Origin of the sequence: Bradyrhizobium cajani (assembly GCF_009759665.1) — a bacterium.
Classification (GTDB): Bacteria; Pseudomonadota; Alphaproteobacteria; order Rhizobiales; family Xanthobacteraceae; genus Bradyrhizobium; species Bradyrhizobium cajani.
This window is the reverse complement of sequence record NZ_WQNE01000005.1, coordinates 98,644-119,048: the sequence shown is the minus strand read 5'-3', so window position 1 is coordinate 119,048 and position 20,405 is coordinate 98,644. Positions and strand designations below refer to the sequence as shown.

The 20,405-nt window shown below is 63.3% G+C and carries 21 protein-coding genes and 1 pseudogene; 1 reads left to right on the top strand and 21 read right to left on the bottom strand.

All coding sequences use genetic code 11. The annotated features are described in order from the left end of the window. Positions 1-42 precede the first annotated feature (42 nt). The 18 genes from rplE to rpsL form a co-directional block, all read right to left on the bottom strand. Entirely contained in the window at positions 43-600 is a 558-nt protein-coding gene (rplE, locus tag GPL20_RS08870) for a 50S ribosomal protein L5 (protein ID WP_011088141.1), read from the bottom strand. After that, entirely contained in the window at positions 593-907 is a 315-nt protein-coding gene (rplX, locus tag GPL20_RS08865; protein ID WP_007603031.1) for a 50S ribosomal protein L24, read from the bottom strand. Before rplX ends, rplE begins: the two co-directional genes overlap by 8 nt. After that, a complete protein-coding gene (gene rplN, locus GPL20_RS08860) occupies positions 907-1,275 on the bottom strand; it encodes a 50S ribosomal protein L14 (protein ID WP_008549246.1) in 369 nt (122 codons plus the stop codon). The genes rplX and rplN overlap by 1 nt, the downstream gene beginning before the upstream one ends. A gap of 84 nt (positions 1,276-1,359) precedes the next feature. After that, positions 1,360-1,608, bottom strand: a complete 249-nt coding sequence (gene rpsQ / locus GPL20_RS08855) for a 30S ribosomal protein S17 (protein ID WP_018647248.1) — start codon at positions 1,606-1,608, stop codon at positions 1,360-1,362. A gap of 13 nt (positions 1,609-1,621) precedes the next feature. Beyond that, complete coding sequence (gene rpmC, locus GPL20_RS08850) at positions 1,622-1,828, bottom strand: 50S ribosomal protein L29 (protein WP_011088144.1); 207 nt, start codon at positions 1,826-1,828, stop codon at positions 1,622-1,624. Between the two features lie 5 nt (positions 1,829-1,833). Beyond that, positions 1,834-2,247, bottom strand: coding sequence for a 50S ribosomal protein L16 (gene rplP, locus GPL20_RS08845; protein ID WP_008136349.1), 414 nt, complete (start codon positions 2,245-2,247; stop codon positions 1,834-1,836). Between the two features lie 30 nt (positions 2,248-2,277). Beyond that, positions 2,278-3,003: a 30S ribosomal protein S3 gene (gene rpsC, locus GPL20_RS08840; protein ID WP_130212057.1), complete on the bottom strand. Its 726-nt coding sequence runs from the start codon at positions 3,001-3,003 to the stop codon at positions 2,278-2,280. 17 nt (positions 3,004-3,020) lie between these two features. Then, positions 3,021-3,407: a 50S ribosomal protein L22 gene (rplV, locus tag GPL20_RS08835; RefSeq protein WP_008549264.1), complete on the bottom strand. Its 387-nt coding sequence runs from the start codon at positions 3,405-3,407 to the stop codon at positions 3,021-3,023. 10 nt (positions 3,408-3,417) lie between these two features. After that, entirely contained in the window at positions 3,418-3,696 is a 279-nt protein-coding gene (rpsS, locus tag GPL20_RS08830) for a 30S ribosomal protein S19 (RefSeq protein WP_008136357.1), read from the bottom strand. A 12-nt stretch (positions 3,697-3,708) separates the two neighbouring features. Further along, positions 3,709-4,542, bottom strand: coding sequence for a 50S ribosomal protein L2 (rplB, locus tag GPL20_RS08825; RefSeq protein WP_060736369.1), 834 nt, complete (start codon positions 4,540-4,542; stop codon positions 3,709-3,711). Between the two features lie 12 nt (positions 4,543-4,554). Then, entirely contained in the window at positions 4,555-4,857 is a 303-nt protein-coding gene (locus tag GPL20_RS08820; protein ID WP_018647244.1) for a 50S ribosomal protein L23, read from the bottom strand. Further along, complete coding sequence (gene rplD / locus GPL20_RS08815; protein ID WP_157329209.1) at positions 4,854-5,474, bottom strand: 50S ribosomal protein L4; 621 nt, start codon at positions 5,472-5,474, stop codon at positions 4,854-4,856. Before rplD ends, GPL20_RS08820 begins: the two co-directional genes overlap by 4 nt. A 1-nt stretch (position 5,475) precedes the next feature. Further along, entirely contained in the window at positions 5,476-6,189 is a 714-nt protein-coding gene (gene rplC, locus GPL20_RS08810) for a 50S ribosomal protein L3 (protein WP_025036993.1), read from the bottom strand. A gap of 98 nt (positions 6,190-6,287) precedes the next feature. Then, positions 6,288-6,596, bottom strand: coding sequence for a 30S ribosomal protein S10 (rpsJ, locus tag GPL20_RS08805; protein ID WP_002712302.1), 309 nt, complete (start codon positions 6,594-6,596; stop codon positions 6,288-6,290). 83 nt (positions 6,597-6,679) lie between these two features. Continuing rightward, entirely contained in the window at positions 6,680-7,870 is a 1,191-nt protein-coding gene (gene tuf, locus GPL20_RS08800) for an elongation factor Tu (RefSeq protein ID WP_074116743.1), read from the bottom strand. Between the two features lie 40 nt (positions 7,871-7,910). Then, positions 7,911-9,983, bottom strand: a complete 2,073-nt coding sequence (gene fusA / locus GPL20_RS08795; RefSeq protein WP_157329208.1) for an elongation factor G — start codon at positions 9,981-9,983, stop codon at positions 7,911-7,913. 30 nt (positions 9,984-10,013) lie between these two features. Further along, the gene (gene rpsG / locus GPL20_RS08790) at positions 10,014-10,484 is read right to left on the bottom strand and encodes a 30S ribosomal protein S7 (RefSeq protein ID WP_157329207.1); all 471 of its coding nucleotides are present in this window, start codon (positions 10,482-10,484) and stop codon (positions 10,014-10,016) included. Positions 10,485-10,499: 15 nt separating this feature from the next. After that, a complete protein-coding gene (gene rpsL, locus GPL20_RS08785) occupies positions 10,500-10,871 on the bottom strand; it encodes a 30S ribosomal protein S12 (RefSeq protein WP_007603006.1) in 372 nt (123 codons plus the stop codon). Positions 10,872-11,568: 697 nt separating this feature from the next. On the opposite strand from rpsL, the pseudogene GPL20_RS39320 reads away from it, so the two are divergent. Further along, positions 11,569-11,739 (top strand): annotated as a pseudogene (locus GPL20_RS39320) (FAD-dependent monooxygenase); the annotation flags it as partial. Between the two features lie 45 nt (positions 11,740-11,784). Here the strand turns inward: GPL20_RS39320 and GPL20_RS08775 are convergent. From GPL20_RS08775 to rpoC, 3 genes are all read right to left on the bottom strand, one after another. Continuing rightward, complete coding sequence (locus GPL20_RS08775) at positions 11,785-13,809, bottom strand: ABC transporter ATP-binding protein (RefSeq protein ID WP_157329206.1); 2,025 nt, start codon at positions 13,807-13,809, stop codon at positions 11,785-11,787. Positions 13,810-13,940: 131 nt separating this feature from the next. Then, the gene (locus tag GPL20_RS08770) at positions 13,941-16,001 is read right to left on the bottom strand and encodes an FAD-dependent oxidoreductase (RefSeq protein ID WP_157329205.1); all 2,061 of its coding nucleotides are present in this window, start codon (positions 15,999-16,001) and stop codon (positions 13,941-13,943) included. Between the two features lie 193 nt (positions 16,002-16,194). Next, positions 16,195-20,391 carry a DNA-directed RNA polymerase subunit beta' gene (gene rpoC / locus GPL20_RS08765; protein WP_157329204.1) on the bottom strand — a complete coding sequence of 1,399 codons (4,197 nt, stop codon included), beginning with the start codon at positions 20,389-20,391 and terminating at the stop codon, positions 16,195-16,197. Positions 20,392-20,405: the final 14 nt, after the last annotated feature.

The following is a 20,405-nucleotide window of genomic DNA, read 5'->3' as shown; positions in this document are numbered from 1 at the left end:
GGCTCCTGGGTATCCGCGTTTGAGAGGCTTTAGGTCAGCGTCTCACTGCCGGAACGGGAAATTGAAAGCGGTCAACAAGGCCCTCGCCTCTTCGTCGGTCTTCGCCGTGGTGCAGACGGTGATGTCCATACCGCGGGCTTCCGTGACCTTGTCGAAGTCGATCTCGGGGAAAATGATGTGCTCCTTGATGCCGAGCGAGTAGTTGCCGCGGCCGTCGAAGCTCTTCGGGTTCAGGCCGCGGAAGTCGCGGACGCGCGGCAGCGCGACCGTCACCAGGCGGTCGATGAACTCGTACATGCGGGCCTTGCGCAGCGTGACCTTGCAGCCGATCGGCTGGTTCTCACGCAGCTTGAAGGTCGCGATCGCGATGCGCGAATAGGTCACGATCGCCTTCTGGCCGGCGATCTGGGTCAATTCGGCGGCGGCGGTCTCGGCCTTCTTGCGGTCGTTGACGGAATCGCCAACGCCCATGTTCAGCACGACCTTGTCCAGGCGCGGAACCTGCATCACGTTCTCATAACCGAACTTCTCGGTCATCGCCGTGCGGATCTTCGCGTCATATTCCGCGCGCAGGCGCGGCGTGTAAGCGGCCTCAGCCATCGATCTCAGCTCCCGAGCTCTTGGCGATGCGGACTTTCTTGCCGTCCGCCAGAATCTTGAATCCGACGCGGGTCGGCTTTCCGTCCTTGCCGACATACGCGATGTTGGACAGTTGGATCGGCGACTCCTTCGAGATGATGCCGCCCTCCTGGGCCTGCGTCTGCTTCTGGTGACGCTTGACCATGTTGATGCCGCGCACCAGCGCGGTGCCGGCGTCGGGGCGCACCTCGAACACCTCGCCGGTGCGACCCTTGTCGCGGCCGGTCAGCACGACGACCTTGTCGCCCTTGCGGATCTTCGCAGCCATCACAGCACCTCCGGCGCGAGCGAAATGATCTTCATGTGGTTCTTGGCGCGCAGCTCGCGCGGCACGGGCCCGAAGATACGGGTGCCGACCGGCTCGGCCTGGTTGTTGATCAGGACGGCGGCGTTGCGGTCGAAGCGGATGACCGAACCGTCGGCGCGGCGGATGTCCTTGCGGACGCGCACCACGACGGCCTTCATCACGTCGCCCTTCTTCACCTTGCCACGCGGAATCGCTTCCTTGATCGAGACGACGATGATGTCGCCGATCGTGGCGTAGCGGCGCTTGGAGCCTCCGAGCACCTTGATACACATGACACGGCGTGCGCCAGAATTGTCGGCCACGTCGAGGTTGGTCTGCATCTGAATCATTGATGCACCTCGTCCTCTTTCTATTTGCGCCAGCCCAGCCGGCGCTCAACATTTCCCTGAAGTCAGTCGGCTAGAGCCAACAGATCAGGCGCTTTTCTTGTGTTCGCCCCGGATCACGACCCAGCGCTTCAACTTCGAAATCGGTTTCGATTCCTCGATCCACACCACGTCGCCCGGCTTGAACTCGTTGCTCTCGTCGTGCGCGTGATAGTTCTTCGAACGGCGGATCGTCTTCTTGTAGATCGGGTGCGTGAAGCGGCGGTCGACGCGCACCACGATGGTCTTGGCCTGCTTGTCGCTGACGACCACGCCCTGCAAAGTACGTTTCGGCATCTTCGTAAGCCTCTTACTTCTTCTTCGCGCGCGTCTGCGCGGCGACGGTCTTGATCCGGGCGATGTCACGGCGGGCCTCGCGCAGGCGCGAGGTGTTCTCGAGCTGCCCGGTGGCGCGCTGGAAGCGCAGGTTGAAGCGCTCCTTCTTCAGGTTCAGGATGGCGTCATCCTGCTGGTCGGGGCTCATCGCGCGGATGTCTTCGATCTTCATCTGGGCCATGGCCATTACTCCGCAATGCGCTCGACGAAGCGCGTCTTGATCGGCAGCTTGGCGGCCGCCAGGGTCAGCGCCTCGCGCGCCGTCTGGGTGTTGACGCCGTCGATCTCGAACAGCACCCGGCCCGGCTTGACGCGCGCGACCCACAGTTCCGGCGAACCCTTGCCGGAGCCCATGCGGACTTCGGCCGGCTTCTTCGACACCGGAACGTCGGGGAACACGCGGATCCAGACGCGGCCGGCGCGCTTCATGTGGCGGGTCAGCGCGCGGCGAGCGGCTTCGATCTGGCGCGCGGTGACGCGCTCAGGCTCGGTCGCCTTCAGGCCGAACTGGCCGAACGCCAACGTCGCGCCCGAAGACGCGACGCCGTGGATGCGGCCCTTATGCGCCTTCCGGAACTTCGTTTTCTTAGGTTGCATCATGGCTTTAAGCCCTCAAATTCCTGTGCTGGATCAGGCTGCAGCCGCATCGCGGCGCTGACGGCCACCACGATCGCCACTGCCGCCCGTCTCGCCTTCGGCCATTCTCTTGTCCTGGGCCATCGGATCGTGCTCGAGGATCTCGCCCTTGAAGATCCAGACCTTGACGCCGCAGGTGCCGAAGGTCGTGAACGCGGTCGCAACGCCGTAGTCGATGTCGGCGCGCAGCGTGTGCAGCGGCACGCGACCTTCGCGGTACCACTCCATGCGGGCGATTTCCGCACCGCCCAGACGACCCGAGCAGTTGATGCGGATGCCTTCCGCGCCGAGACGCATCGCCGACTGCACGGCGCGCTTCATAGCACGGCGGAACGCCACGCGGCGCTCGAGCTGCTGCGCGATCGACTCGGCCACCAGCGTCGCATCGAGCTCCGGCTTGCGGATCTCGACGATGTTGATGACGACGTCGGACGAGGTGATGTCCGCGACCTTCTTGCGCAGCTTGTCGATGTCGGCGCCCTTCTTGCCGATCACCACGCCCGGACGGGCCGAGTGGATGGTGACGCGGCACTTCTTGTGCGGACGCTCGATCACGATGCGGGCGACGGCCGCCTGCTTGAGCTCCTTGTGCAGGATCTCGCGGATCTTGACGTCCTCGTGCAGCAGCTTGCCGTATTCCTGCTTGCCGGCGAACCAGCGGGAATCCCAGGTACGGTTGATGCCGAGACGCAGACCGATCGGATTGATCTTTTGACCCATCGTGTTCTCCTGCGCCCTTAAGCGGCTGCTTCGGCTTCGACCTGACGAACGATGATCGTCAGCTGCGAAAATGGTTTGTAGACACGGCCCGAACGGCCACGGCCGCGGGCGGCAAAACGCTTCATCACGAGGCCGTTGCCGACGAAGGCCTGCGCCACGACGAGATCATCGACGTCGAGGTCGTGGTTGTTCTCGGCGTTGGCGATAGCCGATTCCAGGCACTTCTTCACGTCAACCGCGATCCGCTTGCGCGAGAACTGCAGGTCGGCGAGCGCGGCAGACGCCTTCCGGCCGCGAATGAGCTGGGCGACCAGGTTGAGCTTCTGCGGGCTCACCCGCAGCATCCGGGCGACCGCCTTGGCCTCGTTGTCGGCGAGGCTCCGTTCGCGCTTAGGTTTGCTCATCGTTTAATCCTCAAGCCTTCTTGGCTTTCTTGTCGCCGGAGTGGCCATGGAAGGTCCGGGTCGGCGAGAACTCGCCGAACTTGTGACCGACCATTTCCTCGTTGACGGCCACCGGCACGTGCTTCTGGCCGTTGTAGACGCCGAAGGTCAGGCCGACGAACTGCGGCAGGATCGTCGAGCGACGGCTCCAGATCTTGATGACGTCGTGACGGCCGGACGCGCGCGCGGCATCTGCCTTCTTGAGCAGAGAACCCTCGACGAACGGGCCTTTCCAGACTGAACGAACCATGTCCGGCGTTCCTTACTTCTTCCGCTTGTGGCGGCTTAGGAGAATGAATTTGTTGGTCGACTTGTTGGTACGGGTCTTCTTGCCCTTGGTCGGCTTGCCCCACGGGGTGACCGGGTGGCGACCGCCCGAGGTACGACCTTCACCACCGCCGTGCGGATGGTCGATCGGGTTCATCGCGACGCCGCGGTTGTGCGGGCGGCGGCCCATCCAACGCTTGCGGCCGGCCTTGCCGATCGAGGTGTTCATGTGGTCCGGGTTCGACACCGCGCCGATCGTGCCGCGGCAACGGCCGTGCACCAGGCGCTGCTCGCCCGAGTTCAGGCGGATGATCACGTAGTCCTGGTCGCGACCGACGAGCTGGGCGTAGGTGCCGGCCGAACGGGCGAGCTGGCCGCCCTTCCCGATCTTGACCTCGATGTTGTGGATGATCGTGCCGACCGGCATGTTGCCGAGCGGCATGACGTTGCCCGGCTTCACGTCGACGTAGTTGCCGGCGATGATGGTGTCACCCACGGCCAGGCGCTGCGGCGCCAGGATGTAGGCCTGCTCGCCGTCCTGGTACTTGATCAGCGCGATGAAGCCGGTGCGGTTCGGATCATACTCGAGCCGCTCGACCGTCGCGGGAACGTCGACCTTCTCGCGCTTGAAGTCGACGGTGCGCAGCGTCTGCTTGTGACCGCCGCCGCGGAAGCGCACGGTGATACGGCCGGTGTTGTTGCGGCCGCCCGAGGACTTCTTGCCTTCGGTGAGCGCCTTCAGCGGCTTGCCCTTGTAGAGGGCCGAACGATCGACCATGACCAGCTGGCGCTGGCCGGGCGTCGTGGGATTGAATGTCTTCAGTGCCATCGTCGTACGACCTTACAGACCGGTGGTGACGTCGATCCGGTGGCCCTCTTCGAGGGTCACGATCGCGCGCTTGGTGTTCGACTGCGAGCCGAGATTGCCACGGAAGGCCTTGACCTTGCCCTTGCGGACCAGCGTGTTGACGCTCTTGACCTTGACGTCGAACAGCTTCTCGATCGCTTCCTTGATCTGCGGCTTGGTCGCCTTCGCGGCCACCTTGAACAGCACCTTGTTGTGCTCCGAGGCGATCGTCGCCTTTTCGGTCACGACCGGCGACAGGATCACGTCATAGTGGCGAGGCTCGATGTTCTTCGTCATTTGAAGCGCGCCTCCAGCGCATCGATGGCGGCCTTGGTCAGAACGAGCTTCTGACGGCGCAGGATGTCGTAGACGTTGATGCCCTGGATCGGCAGCACGTCCATGTTCGGGATGTTGCGGGCCGCCGACGCGAAGCCGTTGTTGAGCTCGGCGCCGTCGATGATCAGCGCGTTGGTGAGCCCCAGGCCCGAGAAGTGGCCGAGCAGCGCCTTGGTCTTGGCGGTCTCGAGCGCGGCCTTCTCGATCACGACGAGATCGCCGTCCTTGGCCTTGGCCGAGAGCGCATGCTTCAGCGCCAGCGCGCGGACCTTCTTCGGCAGGTCGGTGGCGTGCGAACGCACGACCGGACCGAAGGCACGGCCGCCGCCGCGGAACTGCGGCACGCGGGCCGAGCCGTGACGAGCACCGCCGGTGCCCTTCTGCTTGTACATCTTCTTGCCGGTGCGCCAGATCTCGGCGCGGCCCTTGGCCTTGTGCGTGCCGGCCTGGCGCTTGTTGAGCTGCCACTGCACGCAGCGCGCGATGATGTCTTCGCGCGGCTCGAGGCCGAAAATGGCGTCGGAGAGCTGGACCGAGCCGGCTTCCTTACCTTCGAGGGTGGTGACCTTCAATTCCATCTCACGCCTCCTGCGCAGCCGGAGCGGCTTCCGCGTCGCCAGCAACCTTGAACTTGCCGGGCTTCGGAGCTTCCTTCGGCAGCGGCTTCTTGACGGCGTCGCGCACGCGGATCCAGCCGCCCTTGGAGCCGGGAACGGCGCCTTCGACGAGGATCAGGCCGCGCTCGACATCGGTCTGGACGACACGAAGGTTGAGCGTGGTGATGCGATCGACACCCATGTGGCCGGGCATCTTCTTGTTCTTCCAGGTCTTGCCGGGGTCCTGACGGCCGCCGGTCGAACCGATCGAGCGGTGCGAGATCGACACACCGTGCGTGGCGCGCAGACCGCCGAAGTTCCAGCGCTTCATACCGCCGGCGAAGCCCTTACCGACCGAGGTGCCGGTGACGTCGACGAACTGGCCGACGACGAAGTGATCGGCCTGGATCTCGGCGCCGACCGGGATCATGGCATCCGCGGTGACGCGGAATTCCTCGACCCGGCGCTTCGGCTCGACCTTGGCGACCGCGAACTGGCCGCGCTCCGCCTTGGGCATGTACACGGTCTTGCGGCTGCCAGAACCGAGCTGGAGCGCGACGTAACCGTTCTTCTCTTCGGTGCGGTGGCCTACGACCTGGCAATTGCCGAGCTTCAGCACGGTCACGGGGATATGTTCGCCGGCCTCCGTGAAGACCCGCGTCATCCCGACCTTTTGTGCGATCACTCCGGAGCGCATCGGCTTGCTTCCTGTTCTTTCTGTCCTTGCGGACTAGCTAATCTTCGTTGTGAGCAAGACCCGGTCCGAAAACCGTTGCCCACTTCTCGGGGTCTTGCTCAGAGCTTGATCTCGACGTCGACACCGGCGGCCAGGTCGAGCTTCATCAAAGCATCGACGGTCTGCGGGGTCGGATCGACGATGTCGAGCAGGCGCTTGTGAGTGCGCATCTCGAACTGTTCGCGGCTCTTCTTGTCGACGTGGGGCGAACGGTTGACGGTGAACTTCTCGATGCGGGTGGGCAGCGGAATGGGTCCGCGGACCTGCGCGCCGGTGCGCTTCGCCGTGTTCACGATCTCGCGGGTCGACGTATCGAGGATACGATGGTCGAACGCCTTGAGACGGATACGAATGTTTTGGCCGTTCATTGCCGTGCTTTCTTTAGTGAGTGGCGAGTAGCGAGTAGCGAATAGAATCCCCTATTCGCCACTCACCATTCCCTATTCGCTTGTTACTCGATGATCGAGGCGACGACGCCGGCGCCGACGGTACGGCCGCCTTCGCGAATCGCGAATCGGAGCTTCTCTTCCATCGCGATCGGCACGATCAGGTGCACTTCCATCGCGATGTTGTCGCCCGGCATCACCATCTCGGTGCCTTCCGGCAGGTGCACGACACCGGTCACGTCGGTGGTGCGGAAGTAGAACTGCGGACGGTAGTTGGTGAAGAACGGGGTGTGGCGACCGCCCTCTTCCTTGGTGAGGATGTAGGCCTCGGCCTTGAACTTGGTGTGCGGCTTGACCGAACCCGGCTTGGCCAGAACCTGGCCGCGCTCGACGTCCTCGCGCTTGGTGCCGCGGAGCAGAGCGCCGATGTTGTCGCCGGCCTGACCCTGATCGAGCAGCTTGCGGAACATTTCGACGCCGGTGACGGTGGTCTTCTGGGTGGCGCGGAGACCGACGATCTCGATTTCCTCGCCGACCTTGACGACGCCGCGCTCGACACGGCCGGTCACCACGGTGCCGCGGCCCGAGATCGAGAACACGTCTTCAACCGGCATCAGGAACGGCTGGTCGATCGGACGCTCCGGCTGCGGGATGTACTCGTCGACGTTCTTCATCAGCTCGAGGATGGCGTCGTGGCCGAGCTTCTTGTCCGAATCTTCGAGAGCGGCGAGCGCCGAACCCTTGATGATCGGGATCTTGTCGCCCGGGAATTCGTACTTGGAGAGCAGCTCGCGGACTTCGAGCTCGACGAGCTCGAGCAGCTCCGGATCGTCGACCATGTCGCACTTGTTGAGGAACACGACGAGCGCGGGCACGCCGACCTGGCGGGCGAGCAGGATGTGCTCGCGGGTCTGCGGCATCGGGCCGTCAGCGGCCGACACGACCAGGATCGCGCCGTCCATCTGGGCTGCGCCGGTGATCATGTTCTTCACGTAGTCGGCGTGACCGGGGCAGTCGACGTGGGCGTAGTGGCGGTTCGGCGTCTCGTACTCGACGTGTGCGGTCGAGATGGTGATGCCGCGGGCCTTCTCTTCCGGCGCCTTGTCGATCTGGTCGTACGCGGTGAACGTCGCACCGCCGGCTTCGGCGAGAACCTTGGTGATCGCCGCGGTCAGCGACGTCTTGCCATGGTCGACGTGACCGATGGTGCCGATGTTGCAGTGCGGCTTGTTACGTTCAAACTTTGCTTTGGCCATTTGACTCTCCGTTCAATCGTCAGTTTGAGACCGACGACAATCAGGCAAACTTCTTCTGGACTTCTGCCGACACGTTGGCCGGCGCTTCTGCGTAGTGATCGAACTGCATGGTGAAGGTCGCGCGACCCTGGCTCATCGAGCGCAGGTTGTTCACGTAACCGAACATGTTCATGAGCGGCACCATCGCATTGATGACGTTGGCATTGCCGCGCATGTCCTGGCCCTGGATCTGGCCGCGCCGGGAATTCAGGTCGCCGATGACCGAGCCGGTGTAGTCTTCCGGCGTCACCACCTCGACCTTCATGATCGGCTCGAGCAGGACGGACTTGCCCTTCTGCAGCGCTTCGCGGAATGCCGCGCGCGATGCGATTTCGAAGGCGAGCGCCGACGAGTCGACGTCGTGATACTTGCCGTCGACGAGCTGAACCTTGACGTCGACCACGGGGAAGCCCGCGACGACACCAGAGCTCATCACGCTGTTGAGGCCCTTTTCGACGCCGGGGATGTATTCCTTCGGAACCGCTCCGCCGACGATCTTGGACTCAAACTCGTAACCCTTGCCGGGCTCGTTCGGCTCGACCACGATCGACACCTCCGCGAACTGACCGGTACCGCCGGTCTGCTTCTTGTGGGTGTACTTGACCTCGGCCTTCTTGGTGACGCGCTCACGGAACGCAACCTGCGGCGCGCCGATGTTGGCGTCGACCTTGTAGGTGCGCTTGAGGATGTCGACCTTGATGTCGAGATGGAGTTCGCCCATGCCCTTGAGGATGGTCTGGCCGGACTCCTGGTCGGTCGAGACGCGGAAGGACGGATCCTCCGCAGCGAGCTTCGCCAGCGCCACGCCCAGCTTTTCCTGGTCGGCCTTGGACTTCGGCTCGATCGCGATCTCGATGACCGGCTCGGGGAATTCCATCTTCTCCAGGATCACCTGCTTGTCGGGATCGCACAGCGTGTCACCGGTGCGCGCTTCCTTCAGACCTGCCAGCGCAACGATGTCGCCGGCATAGGCTTCCTTGATGTCTTCGCGGTTGTTCGCATGCATCAGCAGCATGCGCCCGATGCGCTCCTTCTTCTCGCGCGTCGAGTTCACGACGCCGGTGCCGCTCTGCAGGACGCCGGAATAGATGCGGCAGAAGGTGATGGTGCCGACGAACGGGTCGTCCATGATCTTGAACGCGAGCAGCGCGAGCGGCTCCTTGTCGTCGGCCTTGCGCACGACTTCGTTGCCGACATCGTCGGTGCCCTTGATCGCGGGCACGTCGATCGGCGACGGCAGATAGTCGACGACGGCGTCGAGCAGCGGCTGCACACCCTTGTTCTTGAAGGCCGAGCCGCACAGCACGGGATAGAACGCGCCGGTCAGCACCGCCTTGCGGAGCAGGCGCTTCAGCGTCGCCTCGTCCGGCTCCTTGCCGTCGAGATAGGCGGCCATGGCATCGTCGTCGAGCTCGACGGCGGCTTCCACCATCTTCTCGCGGTATTCCTTGGCCTGGTCGACCATGTCTTCCGGAATGTCGACATAGTCGAACTTCGCGCCGAGCGATTCATCGTTCCAGATGATGCCCTGCATCTTCACGAGGTCGACGAGACCCTTGAAGTTGTTCTCGGCACCGATCGGAAGCTGGATCGCGATCGGCTTGGCGCCGAGGCGGTCGACGATGTCGGCCAGGCACTTAAAGAAGTCGGCGCCAGTCTTGTCCATCTTGTTGGCGAAGACGATGCGCGGAACCTTGTACTTGTCGCCCTGGCGCCAGACGGTCTCGGTCTGGGGCTCGACACCCTGGTTCGAGTCGAGCACGCAGACGGCGCCGTCGAGCACGCGCAGCGAACGCTCGACTTCGATGGTGAAGTCGACGTGGCCGGGAGTGTCGATGATGTTCAGGCGCTTGCCGTTCCAGAACGCGGTGGTTGCAGCGGAGGTGATCGTGATGCCACGCTCCTGCTCCTGCTCCATCCAGTCCATCGTCGCGGCACCTTCGTGCACTTCGCCGATCTTGTGGCTCTTGCCGGTGTAATAGAGGATGCGCTCGGTGGTCGTGGTCTTGCCGGCATCGATATGCGCCATGATACCGAAATTGCGGTAATTCTCTATGGCATGAACGCGAGGCATGGGCTGTTCCTTAGATTCCGTGTTTCGCCGTTACCAGCGATAGTGCGAGAAGGCGCGGTTGGCTTCCGCCATCCGGTGCACGTCCTCACGCTTCTTGACGGCGTTGCCGCGGTTGTTCGAGGCGTCCAGCAGCTCCGCCGAGAGCCGCTCGGTCATCGTCTTCTCGTTGCGCTCGCGCGCAGCCGAGATCAGCCAGCGAATGCCCAGGGCCTGACGGCGAGTCGAACGAACCTCGACCGGAACCTGATAGGTCGCGCCGCCGACGCGGCGGGAGCGCACTTCGATCGTCGGCATGACGTTCTCGAGCGCCTGCTCGAACACGCCGAGCGGGTTCTGCTTGGTCTTGGATTCGATGATCCCGAACGCACCGTAGACGATGCCTTCGGCGACCGACTTCTTGCCGGCGTACATCACCGAGTTCATGAACTTCGTGACGACGATGTTCCCGAACTTCGGATCGGGAAGAACTTCGCGCTTTTCCGCTGAGTGGCGACGAGACATTGAGCTGGTTCCCGCTTACTTCGGACGCTTGGCGCCGTACTTCGAACGACGCTGCTTACGGTTCTTGACGCCCTGGGTGTCCAGAACGCCGCGGAGGATGTGGTAGCGCACGCCGGGCAAGTCCTTGACGCGACCGCCGCGGATCATGACCACCGAGTGCTCCTGGAGGTTATGGCCCTCGCCGGGGATGTAGCCGATCACCTCGAAGCCGTTGGTCAGGCGCACCTTGGCGACCTTACGAAGCGCCGAGTTCGGCTTCTTCGGGGTCGTGGTGTAGACGCGGGTGCAAACACCACGCTTCTGAGGCGACTGCTGCAGCGCCGGCACCTTCTTGCGCGACTTCTGCACTTCACGCGGTTGAGCGATCAGCTGGTTGATCGTCGGCATCCTGGCCTTACCCTTTGTTCTGTCGCGAACCCTTCCGGATCCGCTGTCTTGCCGCGGCCCGTTGCCGGGACCGCAAATTCTTTCGAGCTACCCACCCGACGAGGCCGCACTGCACGGAACAATCCGCACAAAGCGAAATTGCGCCAACCGCTCCATCAACGAGCGGAAAGCGCTTCGACGCCACAGAGGACCGCAGTATTGAGACCGATCAGCTCAAAGCCGCGGCCCGCGCACTGAGGTCATGCATCCGAATTCTGTCTCAAGAGAACGTGCTCAAGAGAACTAAAATCGCACTGGCATTGCCTAGCTATGATCGACAGCGTTTGAGCGGCATTCGTCGAGGTTGGTGCCCGTCTTTAGCGATCCCTCGGGATCAAGTCCCTGGGGATCAAACGGGTGGCCCGTTCCGACGTTGGCGATGCTCACCGCCTGTCGTTAAGTGAGGCGCTTTCTATAAGTGAGAATCGGTCAAGTCAAGGCGAAACGACAGGCGAAAAGCGCTTCTCGCGCCTGAGGAAATCGCCCGTTTGCCGCGCTCACGCGCCTCCCCGATATGGGAACGAAGTGCCCCCTTCGCCACCCCTGCGGCTATTTATATCCGGGAGAAATGTACTTTTATGACCCGCACCAAGGCTTTTCTCGTGTTCATGCGTCATTCTGACGCCTGCGGCAGAGATCAGCGCCATCCGGTACGTCGATGTCGGCGGGGGGACTGTCCGGCTCGACCGCCGCCGCGATGCTCGGCCGCACCGGCAATTCTACGGCGCTGATCGATCCGCATGAGAGCTATCCGGCGGATTTTCGAGTCGAAAAACTCAGCGATCACCTGCAGGCCGAGCGATTCCCGAGGACCGGAATCGCAGAATCAGGGACCGCTCGGAGAGGCCATGCATCCGGAGCCGACCTTCCTCGGTCACTCCTCCTCCTCGTCGTCCTCGTCCTCATCGTCCTCGAGGTCGTCGTCATCGTCGCTGTCGTCATCGGCGTGCGCCGCCACGCCATGGGGCTGGTGGATCTGGTCGTTCCACAGCTTACGATAGGTGCCGTTCCTCGCGAGCAGTTCGGCATGCGAGCCGCGCTCGATCGCCCTGCCCCCTGAAATCACGATGATCTCGTCCATCTCGACCACCGAGGTCAGGCGGTGGGTCGACCAGATCATGGTGCGCCCCTTGGCGACCTTCAGCAGCGTGCGGTTGATCGCGGCTTCCGTGGTCTGGTCGAGTGCCGAGGTCGCTTCGTCCAGCAGCAGCACGGAGGGATTGCGGATGATCGCGCGCGCGATCGCGATGCGCTGGCGCTGGCCGCCCGACAGGGTATCGCCGCGCTCGCCGACCGGCGTGTCGTAGCGCTGCGGCAGGCTCATGATGAAGCGATGGATCTCGGCCTTCTTGGCCGCCTCCTCCACCTCCTCGTCGGTCGCGCCCTCCTTGCCGAGCCGGATGTTCTCGCGGATCGACATGTTGAACAGCATGTTCTCCTGGAACACCACCGCCATGCTCCGGCGCAGCGAATCCAGCGTCACCTTGCGGACGTCGACGCCGTCGATGGTGACGCGGCCCTCGTCGGGCACGTAGAGCCGCAGGATCAAATTGAGCAGCGTGCTCTTGCCGGAGCCCGAGGGACCGACGATGGCAATGCTCTTGCCGACATTGAGCTTGAGGCTGAGATTGTCCAGCACCGGCGTCTGGCTGCCCTCGTACTGGAACGTCACGCGGTCGAAGGTGATGTCGTGGGTGACGCGCGGCAGGTCGGGCGCACCCGGGCGATCGGCGCCGCGCGTCGGCTCGTCGAGGAGCTCCTGAATGTGACGGATGGCGGCGGCCGACGAGATCGACACCGGGATGAAATGCATCACATGGGCGATGTTGTAGGAGACCTCCCAGAACGCGCTCTCGAAGGTGACGAAGGTGCCGATGGTGATCTGACCCTTGGTCGCGAGATAGGCGCCGATCGCGAGCACCACCAAGTGTAGCAGCAAGACCGAGATGGTGACCGTCCGCTCCACCATGGTCGACAGGAACGCCGCGGCGGCGATCTTGTTGCGCGTCTCGTCGTTGCGGAAGGTGAAGAAGCCGAACATCTTGCGTTGCAGGCTGAACGCCTTGATCACGGCCTGCGCCGCCACGTTCTCCTGCACCATGCCGAGCAGCGCGCTCTCGTTCTGCTTCTGCTCGTAATTGGCCTGCACCGCCTTCGGGGTGAGGATTCGCGGGCCGATCAGCGTGATCGGAAATACCAGCAACGCGACCACCGCGAGCTGCCAGTTCAGGAACACCATCAGGATGATGCCGGCGATCAGTTCCAGGAACGGCAGCGCCGCGCTGTTGGCAAAGGTCTTGACCGAACCTTCGAAGGCGGAGAGATCGACCGAGAATCGCGACAGGATCTCGCCGCGCCTGGTGCGGCCGAAATAGGCGGCCGGCAGGTCCTGGACGTGCTCGAACAGGCGCTTGCGGACGTCGGAGATGATGCAGGCAGCGAGCCGCGCGTCCCAGCGCTCGTACCAGACCGCAACGATGGAGGTGAAGATGCCGGCAGCCGCGAGCACGCCGAGGATCTTGTAGAGCGCCTGGAAGTCCTCCTCGCCGAGCGCGTCATCGATCAGGAACTTCAGGCTGAGCGGCATGATGACGTTGAACAACGTCTCGACGACGACGCCGAACGCCACGTATGACAGCATGCGCTTGTAGTTGGTCAGATACGGCTTGACGAAGCCCAGGATCGTCGCGAGCGCGCCGGCGGCTTCGCGTGCGGTGAAGACAACGAGGTCCTCGTCCTCATCGTCGTCATCGAGCTCCAGCTCGTCATCCGCCTCGTCTTCGTCGTCCTCGTCGTCTTCGAGGTCCGGCGCGGCGGCGGCGGCGAGCTTGTCGTCGAGCTCGGCCGCCTCTTCCGCGGCGAGCTTCTGTTTGTCGGGCGAGAGTGGCTTGGATGCCATGAAACCAACCGATGCTGACGGCCGGCATGACCGCAGAGAAAGCAGGACATAGCGGCAACCGCTATTGCGCCGATTCTATGCGATCATGATGAATTCGGCAAAACAATTGGCGAATTCACGTAGTTCTGCGGCTAGTCGTCCTCCTCGTCCTCGACCTTGTCGAAGAAGGAATAGCGCAAGGAGTCGGCGTCGGCGTACCACTGGCCCGGGCCCTTGTTGGCGGCGAGCGTCGCCTCCCAGAGCGTGTAGGTGCAGTCCTTGCGGTGCATCGACAGATCGAAGCCATTGCCGAAGAACAGTTCGGACCATTCCCACCAGGTGCCAAGCTTCTTGACCCCGCGCAGGAGGTCGTAGCGGTCGATCAGTGCCGGCGCCATGTCCGAGGTGATCGAGCCGAACACGAGACCGGTCTTGACCACGCGGTTGAGCTCGCGGATCGCGCGAGCCACCTGCTTGGGGGAAATGTGGCAGAGGCTGGTCTCGAACACGAAGTCGAAGGAGCCGTCCTTGAACGGCATGTCGGTGATCGAGCCGAGCTTGTTGTACTTCTTCAGCGCCTTCGGCGTCTTGGCGTGGATGGCGCGGTTGTTCTCGATACCCCATGCATCGATGCCGCGCTCGCGTAGCGCACCGACCAGCTCGCCGCTGGCGGAGCCCGCAACCAGCAGCCTGGCGCCCTTCGCGCTGCCCCAGACGATGCCGATCAGCCTGGTCAGGTAGTCGGGATCGGTGAAGTGGTGCCAGGCCTCGTGATAGGGACCGAGGCCGCGATAGTTCGCGAAATAGTCGCGATCGATCTTGTCGGACAGCGGCTTGTCCTCCTGCGCGCGCTCGCGGCGCAGCCGCATCATCTCGGTCAGGATGATGTCGGTCGCAGCGTCCGAGGAATCGAGCAGGCCGTTCAGCGTCGAGTCGAACAGATAGTCGCCGACCACGACGATGCCGGGATGCTCCTTCGGCTCCGGCCGGTGATTGGTCATGACGTCGCGCACCGGCAGACCGCCGGGAATCGCGTTCACCGACGACAGCCAGCGGTGGATATTGCCTTCCATGAAATGCGCACGCGCATCGCCGAGCGAAGCCGGCAGCGATTTCAGCGCAGCGTCGATCAGCTCCTGGTCCGACAGATTGGCGAAGGCCAGCGCGTCGGAGCCGGGAATGAGCCAGTTCAGGACGCCGTGCTTGCCGACGTCGTGGCGCGCGCCCTCGTTGTAGACGCAGCAGCCACCGAAGGCTTCCGACATGAACCAGGCGCCGGGAATCTTCTCGCCCCAGAACGGCGTGTCGAACAGAATCGAGACGCGCAGGTAATGCGCGGGACGGTCGAAATAGGAGACGTGCTTGACCATCGACTTGCGCAGCTGCTCGCCTTCCCAGCCGACGGTGGCGAGCCAGGAATGCGGCAGGCAGACCAGCACGAGATCGAAGTCGCGCGTCTCCGGCCCCTTGCCGTTCATCATCTTGAGCTGATAGCGGCCGGTCGACGCCTTGCCGACGGTGAGCACACGGTGATTGAGCTGGATGTCGGCATTGACCTCAGACTGGAGGCATTCGATCAGCTGCTCGTTGCCGTTCTGGATGGAATAGAGGCCGATATAGCCGTCGACGTCCATCAGGTAGTTCTTGAGCGCGTTGAGGCCGTTGGTGTTGTGGCTCTCGGTCGCGATGTCCGAGCGCGCCATCACCTTGAAGAATCGCTTCGCGGTCTCGTCCTCGACCTCCTCGTCAAGCACCTGCTCGGCGGTCTTGTAGGCCCAGGGATTCTCGTTGTCGTGCGCGCCGACGCCCTCGTAATATTCGATCGGCGACATCACTTCAGTGCAGCGCTTGCGGAACGCCTCGATGGCGTCCGCGGTCCTGGCGCCGTATTTGCGACGCATGCCCGGCACGTCGTTGAGGAGTTCACCGCCGAACTGCACCTGCTCGGCATCCATCGGGATGGTCTGCAGTCCGAAATGCTGGATCAACTCGCGCAGCGGATCCGGACCCGTCATCGAGTAATCGTAGATCTCGGCAACGCCGGCCTCATACATCGCCGGTGCGGAATCGAACTTGCGGGTGACGATCTTGCCGCCGAGCCGGTCGGACGCCTCGAAGATGGTGACGCGGCAGAGGTCGCCGAGCTTGCGCTTCAGATACCAGGCGCTCATCAGCCCGCCGGGGCCGCCACCTACGATTGCGAGATCAAGCATGTGAGTTCCGTGGTCTCCGGCCCAGCCCCCGTCACGGGATCCACCGGTCTAAGCTCCCCTAGCAGAAGCTCTTTTGCGTCTGAAGGAAAGATGAACAAACGTTGATCCTGCATCGCAGCAAGGAAAGCAAGCAGCAAAAAGGCCGGCTTTCGCCGGCCTTTTCATTGTCCTCGGTATTCCTACGGATGAACGATCATTCCGCAGGCGGCAGCGCCATCGGCTCCGCTTCCGGTGCCGGCGGCACAACGGACGCCTGCTTCTCGCGCTCGTCCAGAATCAGCTTGTCGCGCTTCATGGCGACTTCGCGGATCTTGGCCATGGAGGCGCCGGTGCCCGCCGGGATCAGCCGGCCGACGATGACGTTCTCCTTCAGGCCTTCGAGCGGATCGACCTTGCCGTTGACCGCCGCTTCCGTGAGGACGCGGGTGGTCTCCTGGAACGAGGCCGCCGAGAAGAACGAGCGGGTCTGGAGGCTCGCCTTGGTGATGCCGAGCAGAACCGGCGTACCCGTGGCGGGCTTCTTGCCCTCTTCCTTGGCCTTCTCGTTCAGCGCGTCGAACTCGATCTTGTCGACCTGCTCGCCGGAGATCATGTCCGTATCGCCCTGGTCGGTGACTTCCACCTTTTGGAGCATCTGACGGACAATCACCTCGATGTGCTTGTCGTTGATGAGCACGCCCTGGAGCCGGTAGACCTCCTGGATCTCGTTGACCAGATAGGCCGCGAGCTCCTCGATACCCTTGACCGCAAGGATGTCGTGCGGCGCCGGGTTGCCTTCGACGATGAAGTCGCCCTTTTCGACGACGTCGCCGTCCTGAAGGTGGATGTGCTTGCCCTTCGGGATCAGGTACTCGCGCGGCTCCTCGGTCTTGTCCATCGGCTCGATCGAGATGCGACGCTTGTTCTTGTAGTCGCGCCCGAACCGGATGGTGCCCGCGATCTCGGCGATGATCGCCGCATCCTTCGGACGCCGTGCCTCGAACAGCTCCGCCACCCGCGGCAGACCGCCGGTGATGTCACGCGTCTTGGCGCTTTCGGTCGAGACGCGGGCGAGGATGTCGCCCGGATTGACCTTGGCTCCGACGTCGACCGAGAGAATCGCGTCGACCGACAGCATGTAGCGGGCATCACCGCCACGGGCGAGCTTGAGCACCTTGCCGTCCTTGCCCTTGACCACGATGGCCGGACGCAGGTCCGAGCCGCCGCGGGTCGAGCGCCAGTCGATGACTACGCGCTTGGCAATACCGGTGGCCTCGTCGAGCGTTTCCGAGATCGACTGCCCTTCGACCAGATCCTCGAAGCCGATGGTACCTTCGACTTCGGTGAGGAGCGGACGGGTGTAGGGATCCCACTCGACGATGCGCTGACCGCGCTTGACGTTGTCGCCCTCGTCGACGTGCAGGCGCGAGCCGTACTGGACACGGTGCGTCGCACGCTCGGTGCCGTCGGCATCGACGATCGCCACCACCATGTTGCGCACCATCGCGATCAGGTGACCTTCGCTGTTGCGGGCGATCGCCTTGTTCCTGATCACGATCTTGCCGTCGAAGTTGGCTTCGACGAAGGACTGCTCGTTGAGCTGCGCCGCACCGCCGATGTGGAAGGTGCGCATGGTGAGCTGGGTGCCCGGCTCGCCGATCGACTGCGCCGCGATGACGCCGACCGCTTCGCCGTGGTTGACCGGCGTGCCGCGGGCGAGGTCGCGGCCGTAGCACTTGCCGCAGATGCCGTTGACGAGCTCGCAGGTCAGTGCCGAGCGGATCTTCACCTCCTGCACACCACCCTGCTGGATGGCATCCAGATGGCTCTCTTCCATCAGCGTGTCGCGCTTGATGATCACCTTGCCCGAGCTGTCACGCACGTCTTCGCAGGCCGTGCGTCCGAGGATGCGCGAGCCGAGCGAAGCCACCACGGTGCCGGCATCGACGATGGCGCGCATCTTGATGCCGAGCTTGGTGCCGCAGTCGCTCTGCGTGATGATGCAGTCCTGCGCGACGTCGACGAGACGACGGGTCAGGTAGCCGGAGTTCGCGGTCTTCAACGCCGTGTCCGCGAGGCCCTTGCGGGCGCCGTGGGTCGAGTTGAAGTACTCGAGCACCGAGAGGCCTTCCTTGAAGTTCGAGATGATCGGCGTCTCGATGATCTCACCCGACGGCTTGGCCATCAGGCCGCGCATGCCGGCGAGCTGGCGCATCTGGGCCGGCGAACCGCGGGCACCGGAGTGAGCCATCATGTAGATCGAGTTGATGTCGGCATCGGCTCCGCTCGCCGTCTTCTTGGTGGCGGAGATTTCCTTCATCATCGCCTTGGCGATTTCTTCCGTCGCCTTCGACCAGGCGTCGACGACCTTGTTGTACTTCTCGCCATGGGTGATCAGGCCGTCGTTGTACTGCTGCTCGAAATCCTTCGCCAGCGTACGGGTGGTGTCGACGATCTTCCACTTGCCGTGCGGCACGACCATGTCGTCCTTGCCGAACGAGATGCCGGCCTTGAACGCGTTGTAGAAGCCGAGCGCCATGATGCGGTCGCAGAAGATCACCGTCTCCTTCTGGCCGCAGTGGCGGTAGACTTGGTCGATGACGCCGGAGATCTCGCGCTTGGTCATCAGCTTGTTGATGATCTCGTACGAGATGCGCGGGTTCTTCGGCAGCAGGTTGCCCAGCATGACGCGGCCCGCGGTGGTCTCGATCCAGCGCGTCGAGACCTTGCCGGTCTCGTCCATGCCTTGCCACCGGTACTTGATCTTGGTGTGGAGGTGGATGACCTTCGCGTGCAGCGCGTGCTCGAGCTCGGCCATGTCGCCGAAGATCTTGCCCTCGCCGGGCAGGCCTTCGCGCATGATCGAGACATAGTAGAGGCCGAGCACGATGTCCTGCGACGGCACGATGATCGGCTGGCCGTTCGCCGGATGCAGGATGTTGTTGGTCGACATCATCAGGACGCGCGCTTCCAGCTGCGCTTCGAGCGACAGCGGAACGTGCACGGCCATCTGGTCGCCGTCGAAGTCGGCATTGAACGCGGAGCAGACCAGCGGGTGGAGCTGGATCGCCTTGCCCTCGATCAGCACGGGCTCGAACGCCTGGATGCCGAGGCGGTGCAGCGTCGGTGCGCGGTTGAGCAGCACCGGATGCTCGCGGATCACCTCGTCCAGGATGTCCCAGACCTCGGGCCGTTCCTTCTCGACCAGCTTCTTCGCCTGCTTCACCGTGGTGGACAGGCCCTTGGCGTCAAGCCGCGAATAGATGAACGGCTTGAACAGCTCGAGCGCCATCTTCTTCGGCAAGCCGCACTGATGCAGGCGCAATTCGGGACCGACCACGATCACCGAACGGCCCGAATAGTCGACGCGCTTGCCGAGCAGGTTCTGACGGAAGCGGCCCTGCTTGCCCTTGAGCATGTCGGCGAGCGACTTCAGCGGACGCTTGTTGGCGCCGGTGATGACGCGGCCGCGGCGGCCGTTGTCGAACAGCGCATCGACCGCTTCCTGAAGCATGCGCTTCTCGTTGCGGATGATGATGTCAGGCGCGCGCAGCTCCATCAGCCGCTTCAAGCGGTTATTGCGGTTGATGACGCGGCGGTAGAGGTCGTTAAGGTCCGAGGTTGCGAAGCGGCCGCCGTCCAGCGGCACCAGCGGACGCAGGTCCGGCGGGATCACCGGGACCACAGTCATGATCATCCATTCCGGCTTGTTGCCGGAGTGGCGGAACGCTTCCACGATCTTCAGGCGCTTGGCGAGCTTCTTGTGCTTGATGTCGGAGTCGGTCTCCTGCATCTCGATGCGCAAGGAGGCCTCGAGCTTCTCGAGGTCCATGCCCTTGAGCAGCTCGCGGATCGCCTCCGCGCCGATCATGGCGGTGAAGGAATCCTGGCCGTACTCGTCCTGGGCCTTCAGATACTCGTCTTCCGACAGCAGCTGACGGTCCTTCAGCGCGGTGAGGCCCGGCTCCAGCACGACGTAGTATTCGAAGTAGAGGATCCGCTCGAGATCCTTCAGCGTCATGTCGAGCAGGAGGCCGATGCGCGAGGGCAGCGACTTCAGGAACCAGATGTGGGCGACGGGGGCTGCGAGCTCGATATGGCCCATGCGCTCGCGCCGGACGCGCGACAGCGTGACCTCGACCGAGCACTTCTCGCAGATGATGCCCTTGTACTTCATGCGCTTGTACTTGCCGCACAAGCACTCGTAGTCCTTGATCGGCCCGAAGATGCGGGCGCAGAACAGGCCGTCGCGCTCGGGCTTGAAGGTGCGGTAGTTGATGGTCTCCGGCTTCTTGATCTCGCCGTAGGACCAGGACAGAATCTTCTCTGGAGACGCGATCGAAATCCGGATCTGGTCGAAGACCTGAGCCGGCGTCGTCGGGTTGAAGAGATTCATAATTTCTTGGTTCATCGTCTTCTCCTCGC

What these genes read in the sequence shown, in the direction of transcription:
- tuf (WP_074116743.1), bottom strand. Translation starts at nt 7,870, where the DNA reads ATGGCCAAAGCAAAGTTTGAACGTAACAAGCCGCACTGCAACATCGGC.
- GPL20_RS08775 (WP_157329206.1), bottom strand. Translation starts at nt 13,809, where the DNA reads ATGGCATCCAAGCCACTCTCGCCCGACAAACAGAAGCTCGCCGCGGAA.
- rpmC (WP_011088144.1), bottom strand. Translation starts at nt 1,828, where the DNA reads ATGGCCCAGATGAAGATCGAAGACATCCGCGCGATGAGCCCCGACCAG.
- rpoC (WP_157329204.1), bottom strand. Translation starts at nt 20,391, where the DNA reads ATGAACCAAGAAATTATGAATCTCTTCAACCCGACGACGCCGGCTCAG.
- GPL20_RS08770 (WP_157329205.1), bottom strand. Translation starts at nt 16,001, where the DNA reads ATGCTTGATCTCGCAATCGTAGGTGGCGGCCCCGGCGGGCTGATGAGC.
- rpsG (WP_157329207.1), bottom strand. Translation starts at nt 10,484, where the DNA reads ATGTCTCGTCGCCACTCAGCGGAAAAGCGCGAAGTTCTTCCCGATCCG.
- rpsQ (WP_018647248.1), bottom strand. Translation starts at nt 1,608, where the DNA reads ATGCCGAAACGTACTTTGCAGGGCGTGGTCGTCAGCGACAAGCAGGCC.
- rplE (WP_011088141.1), bottom strand. Translation starts at nt 600, where the DNA reads ATGGCTGAGGCCGCTTACACGCCGCGCCTGCGCGCGGAATATGACGCG.
- rplD (WP_157329209.1), bottom strand. Translation starts at nt 5,474, where the DNA reads ATGGAATTGAAGGTCACCACCCTCGAAGGTAAGGAAGCCGGCTCGGTC.
- rplX (WP_007603031.1), bottom strand. Translation starts at nt 907, where the DNA reads ATGGCTGCGAAGATCCGCAAGGGCGACAAGGTCGTCGTGCTGACCGGC.
- rpsC (WP_130212057.1), bottom strand. Translation starts at nt 3,003, where the DNA reads ATGGGTCAAAAGATCAATCCGATCGGTCTGCGTCTCGGCATCAACCGT.
- rpsL (WP_007603006.1), bottom strand. Translation starts at nt 10,871, where the DNA reads ATGCCGACGATCAACCAGCTGATCGCTCAACCGCGTGAAGTGCAGAAG.
- rplV (WP_008549264.1), bottom strand. Translation starts at nt 3,407, where the DNA reads ATGAGCAAACCTAAGCGCGAACGGAGCCTCGCCGACAACGAGGCCAAG.
- rplC (WP_025036993.1), bottom strand. Translation starts at nt 6,189, where the DNA reads ATGCGCTCCGGAGTGATCGCACAAAAGGTCGGGATGACGCGGGTCTTC.
- GPL20_RS08820 (WP_018647244.1), bottom strand. Translation starts at nt 4,857, where the DNA reads ATGACGAAGAACATCGAGCCTCGCCACTATGACGTGATCCTGTCGCCG.
- rpsJ (WP_002712302.1), bottom strand. Translation starts at nt 6,596, where the DNA reads ATGAACGGCCAAAACATTCGTATCCGTCTCAAGGCGTTCGACCATCGT.
- rplP (WP_008136349.1), bottom strand. Translation starts at nt 2,247, where the DNA reads ATGATGCAACCTAAGAAAACGAAGTTCCGGAAGGCGCATAAGGGCCGC.
- rpsS (WP_008136357.1), bottom strand. Translation starts at nt 3,696, where the DNA reads ATGGTTCGTTCAGTCTGGAAAGGCCCGTTCGTCGAGGGTTCTCTGCTC.
- rplB (WP_060736369.1), bottom strand. Translation starts at nt 4,542, where the DNA reads ATGGCACTGAAGACATTCAATCCCACGACGCCCGGCCAGCGCCAGCTG.
- rplN (WP_008549246.1), bottom strand. Translation starts at nt 1,275, where the DNA reads ATGATTCAGATGCAGACCAACCTCGACGTGGCCGACAATTCTGGCGCA.
- fusA (WP_157329208.1), bottom strand. Translation starts at nt 9,983, where the DNA reads ATGCCTCGCGTTCATGCCATAGAGAATTACCGCAATTTCGGTATCATG.